The organism is Oceanospirillum sediminis (assembly GCF_014164585.1).
Classification (GTDB): domain Bacteria; phylum Pseudomonadota; class Gammaproteobacteria; order Pseudomonadales; family Halomonadaceae; genus Oceanospirillum; species Oceanospirillum sediminis.
This window is the reverse complement of record NZ_JACJFM010000007.1, coordinates 173,826-181,889: the sequence shown is the minus strand read 5'-3', so window position 1 is coordinate 181,889 and position 8,064 is coordinate 173,826. Positions and strand designations below refer to the sequence as shown.

General features: G+C 47.0%; 5 protein-coding genes. 4 read left to right on the top strand and 1 reads right to left on the bottom strand.

The features are described 5' to 3' along the window. The first annotated feature begins 474 nt into the window (after positions 1 to 474). Together H4O21_RS08060 and H4O21_RS08055 are read left to right on the top strand one after the other, a co-directional pair. Positions 475 to 3,186 carry a putative bifunctional diguanylate cyclase/phosphodiesterase gene (locus tag H4O21_RS08060; RefSeq protein ID WP_182808335.1) on the top strand — a complete coding sequence of 904 codons (2,712 nt, stop codon included), beginning with the start codon at positions 475 to 477 and terminating at the stop codon, positions 3,184 to 3,186. Positions 3,187 to 3,247: 61 nt separating this feature from the next. After that, a complete protein-coding gene (locus H4O21_RS08055) occupies positions 3,248 to 3,634 on the top strand; it encodes a hypothetical protein (protein ID WP_182808334.1) in 387 nt (128 codons plus the stop codon). A 107-nt stretch (positions 3,635 to 3,741) separates the two neighbouring features. Here the strand turns inward: H4O21_RS08055 and speA are convergent, their stop codons facing one another. Continuing rightward, positions 3,742 to 5,649 (bottom strand): biosynthetic arginine decarboxylase, encoded by a 1,908-nt coding sequence (speA, locus tag H4O21_RS08050; RefSeq protein ID WP_182808333.1) that lies wholly within the window; start codon positions 5,647 to 5,649, stop codon positions 3,742 to 3,744. 229 nt (positions 5,650 to 5,878) lie between these two features. Here speA and H4O21_RS08045 point away from each other — a divergent pair, with 229 nt between their 5' ends. Both H4O21_RS08045 and speE read left to right on the top strand, forming a co-directional pair. After that, a complete protein-coding gene (locus H4O21_RS08045) occupies positions 5,879 to 6,994 on the top strand; it encodes an SEL1-like repeat protein (RefSeq protein ID WP_182808332.1) in 1,116 nt (371 codons plus the stop codon). 201 nt (positions 6,995 to 7,195) lie between these two features. Further along, a complete protein-coding gene (gene speE, locus H4O21_RS08040; protein WP_182808350.1) occupies positions 7,196 to 8,056 on the top strand; it encodes a polyamine aminopropyltransferase in 861 nt (286 codons plus the stop codon). Positions 8,057 to 8,064 lie beyond the last annotated feature (8 nt).

Here is an 8,064-nt window from a genome sequence, read left to right as displayed (position 1 = left end):
GGTAGTGTGGGGCCTCCCCATGTGAGAGTAGGACATCATCAAGCTTTAAATTAAGAACCCCGGTCTCTATGACCGGGGTTTTTTCGTTGTATGAAGAAAAGTCCGGCCGGGAAATGGAGAACATGGCTGACCCCTGCCGTGACTGATACAGTGCAGGCGATCAAATACCAGTTGTACTGTCCTGAAGAAATAAACTGTAATAGCTCGCTTTGCTTCCTTTTGGTAAAACAAAACTATCAGCGCGTCAGATAGCGTCTTTTATTGATATGAAACAGCCTCTGGTTGATTGATCCATTGCTAAGCTACAGGCACTCCCGGCAACAAAAGAAAACATAATACCCTGTTTATAGGAGGGGTTATCATTCAATAGCAGATATAATAGATTTTAGTTGATGGCATAACTAAAAAAATAATAACGATTACTTCTGTCCCATGCTGTTGACGCTGTTTTATGACAGAAGTTACAGGTTGCTTATGTTGACTCGATTATCTTTACGCCAGAAGCTTCTGGTAATTCCTGTACTTGGTTTTCTGGTAACAGGTATTGTCATTCTTATGATGCTGACTCTGCTAAAGCGTCAGCATCAGCTTACTCAGAATGTTGTTGAACATGACTTATCTGCGATTCACCACTATACCTCTCTGCTTTCTGATTTTTCCAAAAATCACCTGTCTGTGCATGATTTACTATCCCGATACAGAAATGATCTGAATGCTGAGGATCTGGTTGCTCTGGGAGCTGCCAGAATTGAGATTATCAGGCAGGTACAACAAGGGCTGGATAATCAGTTTGATATTCACAGACAGTATTCAGACAAAAGCAGTCAGGAAGCCGTACTGATACTTAAAGAGAGCCTTGAGCATTATATTCAGGCTGTTGAATCAGCTTTACAGCAATCTGATAACAGATTGCGATACCAGGAGACCCTGCAGAGCGCTAATCAGTTGTTTGCTGAAACCCATAAACACTTTGTTGGATTGTTGGAAATCATGGGACAAAGCTCAGAGGAAGAGACGGAAGTACAGCTGGCTGTGTTTGAGCAGCATATTCTGCTTGTTTCACTTATTGTCTTTGTCATTATGACATTCCTGGTGGTATTCAGCCTGCGTCAGTCCGGTCGTCTATCCCGGCAGTTGCATCAGATGATTTATGCTATGAATCAACTGGCTTCAGGTAACCTGAGGTTTCGCCGTTCCAGAGATCATTATGATTCCGAGGAACTTGAACAGTTATCGGAAGCTATTGATTGTTTCCACTCAACACTGAACTCACTGGAAAAGACTCAGGCCAGGGTGGAAGAACAGAATCTGCGTTTGAAGGAGGAGGTTTTACATAAAGAGCATGCGGAGTCAGAGCTGACTCATGCTCTGGATGCGCTTCAGATCGCTAATGATGAACTGGAACACCGGGTAAAAGAGAGAACCTCTGCTCTGGCAAAAATGAATGACGAGTTGTTACTGGAGATAGAGCAACGTTCCAGGGCTGAGCAACAATTACAGTTGTTCAAGATGGCAATTTATAACACCAGTGAAGCCGTTATTATCACTGATGCTGATGCCAGAATTCTGGAGGTGAACCCGGCTTACTGCCAGATTACAGGTTATAGCAGAGCTGAGGTGCTGGGTAAAAATCCTAATATTACCCGATCTGAACGTCATTCTGAAAAATTCTACCGGAATATGTGGGGGTGCCTGGCCAATAAGGGGCAGTGGAGTGGAGAGATCTGGGACAGAAGAAAAAGCGGTGAAGTCTTTCCTAAATGGCTGACCATTAATGCGGTAAATGATCCAGAACGCAATAGCACCTGGTATGTTGGTGTCTTTATGGATATCAGTGATATGAAGCAGGCCGAACAGCAGTTGGAACAGCTGGCTTATTATGATGCTCTGACGCAGTTGCCTAACAGAATTCTGTTCCAGGACCGTCTTGAGCAGGAAGTGAAAACCTGCGCCAGTGAAAATGGCCGCTTTGGTGTGCTTTATATTGATCTGGATCGCTTTAAGTATGTGAATGATACTCTGGGACATTCAGTGGGGGATCAGCTACTGGTTGAAGTTGCCAGGCGTATTAAGCTCTGCCTGCGTCAACCGGATACTGTCGCACGGATCAGTGGCGATGAATTTACAGCAATTATCCGTAGTGTCCATGAATTAAATGATATGGAAGTGGTTGCAGCCAAGATTATCGAGCAGGTTGAGCAGCCTGTTATCATTGGCAGTCGGGAAGTATATGTCGGAGCCAGTATTGGTATAAGCCTTTATCCGGATCATGGTAATAGCTCAGAAACGCTGAAAAAGCATGCAGATATGGCTATGTATAAAGCGAAAGAGCTGGGACGTGGGCGTTATCAGATTTTTGATTACACCATGAGTGCACTGAATGTCGACCGGATGGCTTTAACAGGCAAGCTGAAGCAGGCGATTACCCAGAATGAGTTTGTGCTGCACTTCCAGCCTATTGTAGAAATCGAATCCCACTCTATAGCTGCGGTAGAAGCTCTGATTCGCTGGCAGCCCTCTGAAGGTGAGATGATTTATCCTGGCAATTTTATTGAACATGCAGAAGAAACCGGACTGATTCATGAGATTGGCAATCAGGTCTTGCTATCGGCTTGCGAGCAGGGAGCGCAGTGGAACCGACAACTGACACACCCGGTCACAATTGCAGTCAATCTATCGGCGATCCAGTTTGAGAATCCGGAGCTTGCAGATTATATCAGAGATGTACTGGATACCACGGGGCTACCGCCCGAGCTGTTGAATGTGGAAATTACTGAAACGACGGTGATGAAGCATCCGGAACAAACAGAAAAGCTGCTCAGAGAAATCTCTGATATGGGAGTGGGGATCTCAATTGACGATTTTGGTGCGGGTTATTCATCATTAAGTTATCTGATGCGCTTTACCGCTAACAAGCTGAAAATTGACAAGGCATTTACTCAACAGCTGACAGACAGACGCAGTGATCAGATTATTCCTACGGCGATTATTAATCTGGGTAGGAGTCTGAATCTGCAAACGGTCGCTGAAGGCGTAGAAACCAGGTTTCAGCTGGATATGCTGTATGACAAAGGCTGTGATTATGCTCAGGGCTATCTGTTCAGCAAACCGGTTGATGCAGAAACGATCTGGCCTATGCTGCAGGCTCATACTTTACTCGAAGATGTTAGAGGTATGCACATTTAAATGGATCTTTTCCTGTTATCATAGGTCTTAATGCTATGATTTTTTTCTGACAGGTATTTCTATGCTGAAAAAGATATCTCTTATGCTGATGGCTCTGCTTTTCAGTCTGCAGTTGCAGGCTGCGGATACTCAGGAGCTGAAAGAAAAAGCCAATGCTTTACTGGAAGAAACCGGGGAAGTGGTTTCTGAAATTGCGTCTGAAGTTGGAGATAAAGCATCAGAAGCAACCTCAGGTTTAGGGGAAAATGCTTCTAAGGCGGCAGAAGATGTTGGCAACAGTCTGAAGGATTTTGGCTCAAAGCTATGGAATAAAGGTAAGGAAGCTGCAGAGGCTGCCCAGAATGAGCTGAATGATGCCAAAGACTATATTGAAAAGAAGTATGAAGAGCACAAGCCAGAGGAGCGGCAGAGAGAGGATGACAGTGGCTCTTCTACTATTTCTATCTGATAAATGTTAAGAGTGCCGTCTATCGGAATATAATAAAGAGCCGCGATGATTCATGGCTCTTTATACTTTGTATCCCTGAAGTTCCTCCAAATTACCTGGATTCCGGTTTATTCCTCCAGGTAGGTGTAACCTGCCAGCCCTTCTCGTAACTCGGACATAAACTGGCTTTGTTCATCTTCCGATAAGCTACTGCTTTCCAGTTTCTGACGGTAATTTTCTATCAGGGTGGCAGGATCAAAGTTAACGTATTCCAGTACACCGGAAACGGTATCCCCTTTAATGATCTGATTAATCTGCACCTGGCCCTGTTTATCGATTGTTACATCGACGGAATCGGTGTCACCGAACAGGTTGTGCATATCTCCCAGAATCTCCTGGTAAGCACCGGTCAGAAATACGCCTAGCAAACGTTGCTCGCCTTCTGGCCAGGCAGGCAGGGGCAGGGTTGTTTCCAGACCCTGACCATCAACATAAAGGTCAATGCGACCATCCGAGTCACAGGTAATATCCTGGATAACTCCCCGGCGCAGCGGTGGCTGGTGTAACTGGGATAACGGTAGGATCGGGAATATCTGATCAATACCCCAGACGTCAGGCAAAGACTGGAACAGTGAGAAGTTAGCAAATAACTTATCTGCCAGCTTTTCATTTAATTCATCCAGTATCTCTCTGTGAGCTCTGTTCCGTGTATTCAGTTGTCCTCTTAGCTGAGCACAGGTTGCAGTATAAAGACGCTCTGCCAGAGAGCGTTGATGCAGGCTCAGAATATCCAGCGTATACATATCCTGTGCTTCTGACATAGCCTGCACGACATCATGGTAGCTTTCGACCAGAGAGCGCTCATCGGCCCCCTGACGTACCAGCTGGAAGACTCGCCAGAGTTCCTGTATCACTGCAGGTTCATCCGGACTGATGCTGTCCGGAGCTGAGGTGTCAGGGGATTCAATGTCGATCACATCGGTAATCAATACGGCATGATGGGCAGTGATGGCGCGTCCTGATTCTGTAATCAGATGAGGGTGGGGCAGGTCATGGTTGTTACAGACGTCATTGATAGCATGAACGACATTGTTCGCATACTCTTCCATACTGTAATTGATGGAGCAGATACTGCGTGAACGGGTGCCTTCATAGTCAATGCCCAGACCACCACCGACATCTACAAAGCAAATACCTGCCCCGAGTCGGCATAATTCGTGATAGAAGCGGCCACATTCTTTCAGACCACGCTGGATGTCCCGGATATTGGCGATCTGAGAACCCAGGTGAAAATGCAGCAGCTGGAGACAATCCAGCGCACCGGCTTGTTTCAGCTGATCTACCGCTTGCAGAATCTGGGTCGCGGATAAACCGAATTTAGATTTTTCTCCCCCGGTATTCTGCCAGTTACCCTTGCCAATAGAGGCCAGACGGGCACGAATCCCCAGACGAGGAGTGACGCCGATTTTCCGACTTTCTTCCAGCACCAGGTTCAGTTCGTTCATCTTCTCAATGACGATAAATACCTTATGGCCCAGTTTTTCACCCAGCAGAGCCAGACGAATATACTCGCGATCTTTATAGCCATTGCAAACGATAACAGAGTCTGGTTTGCCGGTTTGAGCCAGGACGGCCAGTAATTCAGGTTTACTGCCAGCTTCCAGTCCGACACGATTGTCAGAACGGGCTGAAGTATTCAGAATTTCCTCAACCACCCGTCTTTGCTGGTTCACTTTAATCGGATAAACCGCCGTGTATCCTCCCTGATAATTCTGTTCAGACATCGCCCGGTCAAAAGCGGCACAGAGGCGATTCACTCTGTGGTGGAGTATGTCAGTAAATCGAACCAGCACGGGCATAGCCAGCCCTTGTTGCTGTAATGTCTGACATAAAGCCATCAGATCTACTGATGCAGAAGGGTTAGCCGGTGAGGGTTTTACTGTGACCCGCCCTTCCGGATTAACACCAAAATAATCACTGCCCCAGTGATCAATATTGTAAGTACGGAAGGCGTCATCAAGGCTCCAGTCGGTCATAGTCTGGCAATCTCCGAGAGGGAAAACAGTCAGTAAAAGTATGGCGGCATTATCGCTACATCCTTTCCGGATGCAAAGCATTCTAAGCATGAACTGTCGGATAGAAGAAAAAAAGTTCTCATGGACAGGGTTATGGGGTCCATACTTAAGTTTATGTGGGGTATGAGTGCTTCGTCATATCCTGTCTGGCCACCGGTTATTCAGGCATGACCTGAATCAGGAGGGTGTTATGCGTTTACTGTTTATTCTGACCACTGCCTGGTGGCTGATGGCTTGTGCGATCAGCAGCGAAAAACAGGATGCTATGAATCCGTCCTATACCTCTCAGGAGACCGCTGAGGTGAAAGCCAGTGATAATATGGAACAGCTAATGGCACTGGCTGAGGCGGGTAACCGCCGGGCGATGATGACTCTGGCACAGTACTATGATCAGAAAATGAAAGAGAAAGGCGGCGATGCATTATCGCTGATGTGGCTGAGAAAAGCTGCAGATTCGGGTCTGTCCGATGCTATGTATGAGCTAGCGAAGGTATATGACTTTGGTGATGGTATCCCGGAAGATAATCAGCAGGCTGTGCACTGGTATCAGCAGGCTGCTGATTTGGGACATGTTGAGTCGATGGTGAATCTGGGAGTGATTTACGATACCGGAGAAGGCGTTGAGGAAAATAACCTGAAAGCGATGGGCTATTACCTTTATGCTGCGAAAAGAGATGATCCGGATGCCCAGTATAATCTGGGGCTGATGTATGAAAATGGTGAAGGTATCAGTAAAGACAGCAAACAGGCGGCATACTGGTATCAGCTATCTGCTGAACAGGGTGATCTGAATGCGATGGTGAACCTGGGACGTCTGTACCATATTGGGGATGGTGTACCTCAGAGCGAGCAGAAAGCCCGTTACTGGTTCCAGAGAGCGGCCAGAGCCGGTGAACCCAGCGCTCAATATAATCTGGCTGGTATCTTTATGAGTCCAGAAGGGGCCGATCCTGACTTTGCTCAGGCCGCTCGCTGGTATCGTCAGGCTGCTCATGCGGGTATCAGACCGGCTATGTGGCAGCTGGCCAATATGTATCGTCTGGGCTACGGTATCGATCGGGATGATCGTAAAGCATTCCGCTGGACACATAAAGCGGCCTATTCCGGGGTTATTCCGGCTCAGTTCCAGCTTGGGCTGATGTTTTTACAGGGTGATGGTACTCCGGTCAGTCAGACATTGGGTGTTTACTGGGTAAACCGTGCCGCACACCAGGGTTACCCTCAGGCTCAGGCCTATATTCGTATGCTGATTCAGCAACAGGCCGACCTGGGAGAAACAGTGGAGCCTGCCGCGATAGCTATGTAAAGCCGTTGGCTGGTGATGGGTATCCTGAAAATGACTGAATCTGGATCCTGGTGGAGTATACTGTGATATCTGAACGGTAAAATCTGCCATTTTTTATCAGACAGAATAAAAATTACTTTGCTCCGGGCGGAACATTCAGTATTGTTCCGCCCTTATTATATTGGTGCTTTTTACCGCCCATCTGATTGTGTTGAGGTCATCATGAGCGAGCAACTGGATAACAGCTGGTTTACCGAAGTTTTTTCTTCCTGTGGTTCTGCTTTTTCCATGAAGGTTAAAGCAAAGCTGCACGAAGAGCAGAGTCCATATCAGAAACTGGAAATTTATGATACGGAAACCTATGGCAACCTGATGGTCATTGATGGGTGTGTCATGCTGACGGATCGTGACAACTTCCTGTATCACGAGATGATGTCTCACCCGGCGCTGTTTACACACCCTGATCCGAAACGTGTGGTGATTATTGGTGGCGGCGACTGTGGAACACTACGTGAAGTGCTGAAGCACCCCGGAGTTGAAAAAGTCACCCAGATTGATATTGATAAGCTGGTGACGGATCTGTCTGAACAGTATTTTCCGGCGCTGTGTGACAGTAACAATGATCCTCGGGCTGAGCTGTTGTTTGAAGATGGCGTAAAGTGGGTGGATAACTGCCCGGAAGAAAGCATTGATCTGATTATCGTCGACTCGACCGATCCGGTTGGCCCGGCTGAAGGTTTGTTCAAGGTTGATTTCTTTAAGCGTTGTTTCCGAATTCTGAAACAGGGCGGCATTATGGTACAGCAGTCAGAATCTCCGCTGTATCATACTGACAGTATCATTCGTGACCTGCATACGGATATGCAGGAAGCTGGCTTTACAACAACGGCTACACTGCCATTTCCTCAGCCAGTTTATCCTTCGGGCTGGTGGAGCTGCACTATGGCAGGTAAAGGAACTGATGTGAAGTCGTTCCGTACAGATGCTTCTGAAGGTAAAGCATTCGATACTGAGTACTACACTGCGGATATTCATCGGGGGGCGTTAAGTCTGCCACCTTTTATGAAAAAAGTGCTGGGCTGAGTGAGAGT

Bases quoted from the DNA above. Each gene is read 5' to 3' on its own strand.
- H4O21_RS08060 (WP_182808335.1), top strand. From the start codon at position 475: ATGTTGACTCGATTATCTTTACGCCAGAAGCTTCTGGTAATTCCTGTA.
- H4O21_RS08055 (WP_182808334.1), top strand. From the start codon at position 3,248: ATGCTGAAAAAGATATCTCTTATGCTGATGGCTCTGCTTTTCAGTCTG.
- speA (WP_182808333.1), bottom strand. From the start codon at position 5,649: ATGACCGACTGGAGCCTTGATGACGCCTTCCGTACTTACAATATTGAT.
- H4O21_RS08045 (WP_182808332.1), top strand. From the start codon at position 5,879: ATGCGTTTACTGTTTATTCTGACCACTGCCTGGTGGCTGATGGCTTGT.
- speE (WP_182808350.1), top strand. From the start codon at position 7,196: ATGAGCGAGCAACTGGATAACAGCTGGTTTACCGAAGTTTTTTCTTCC.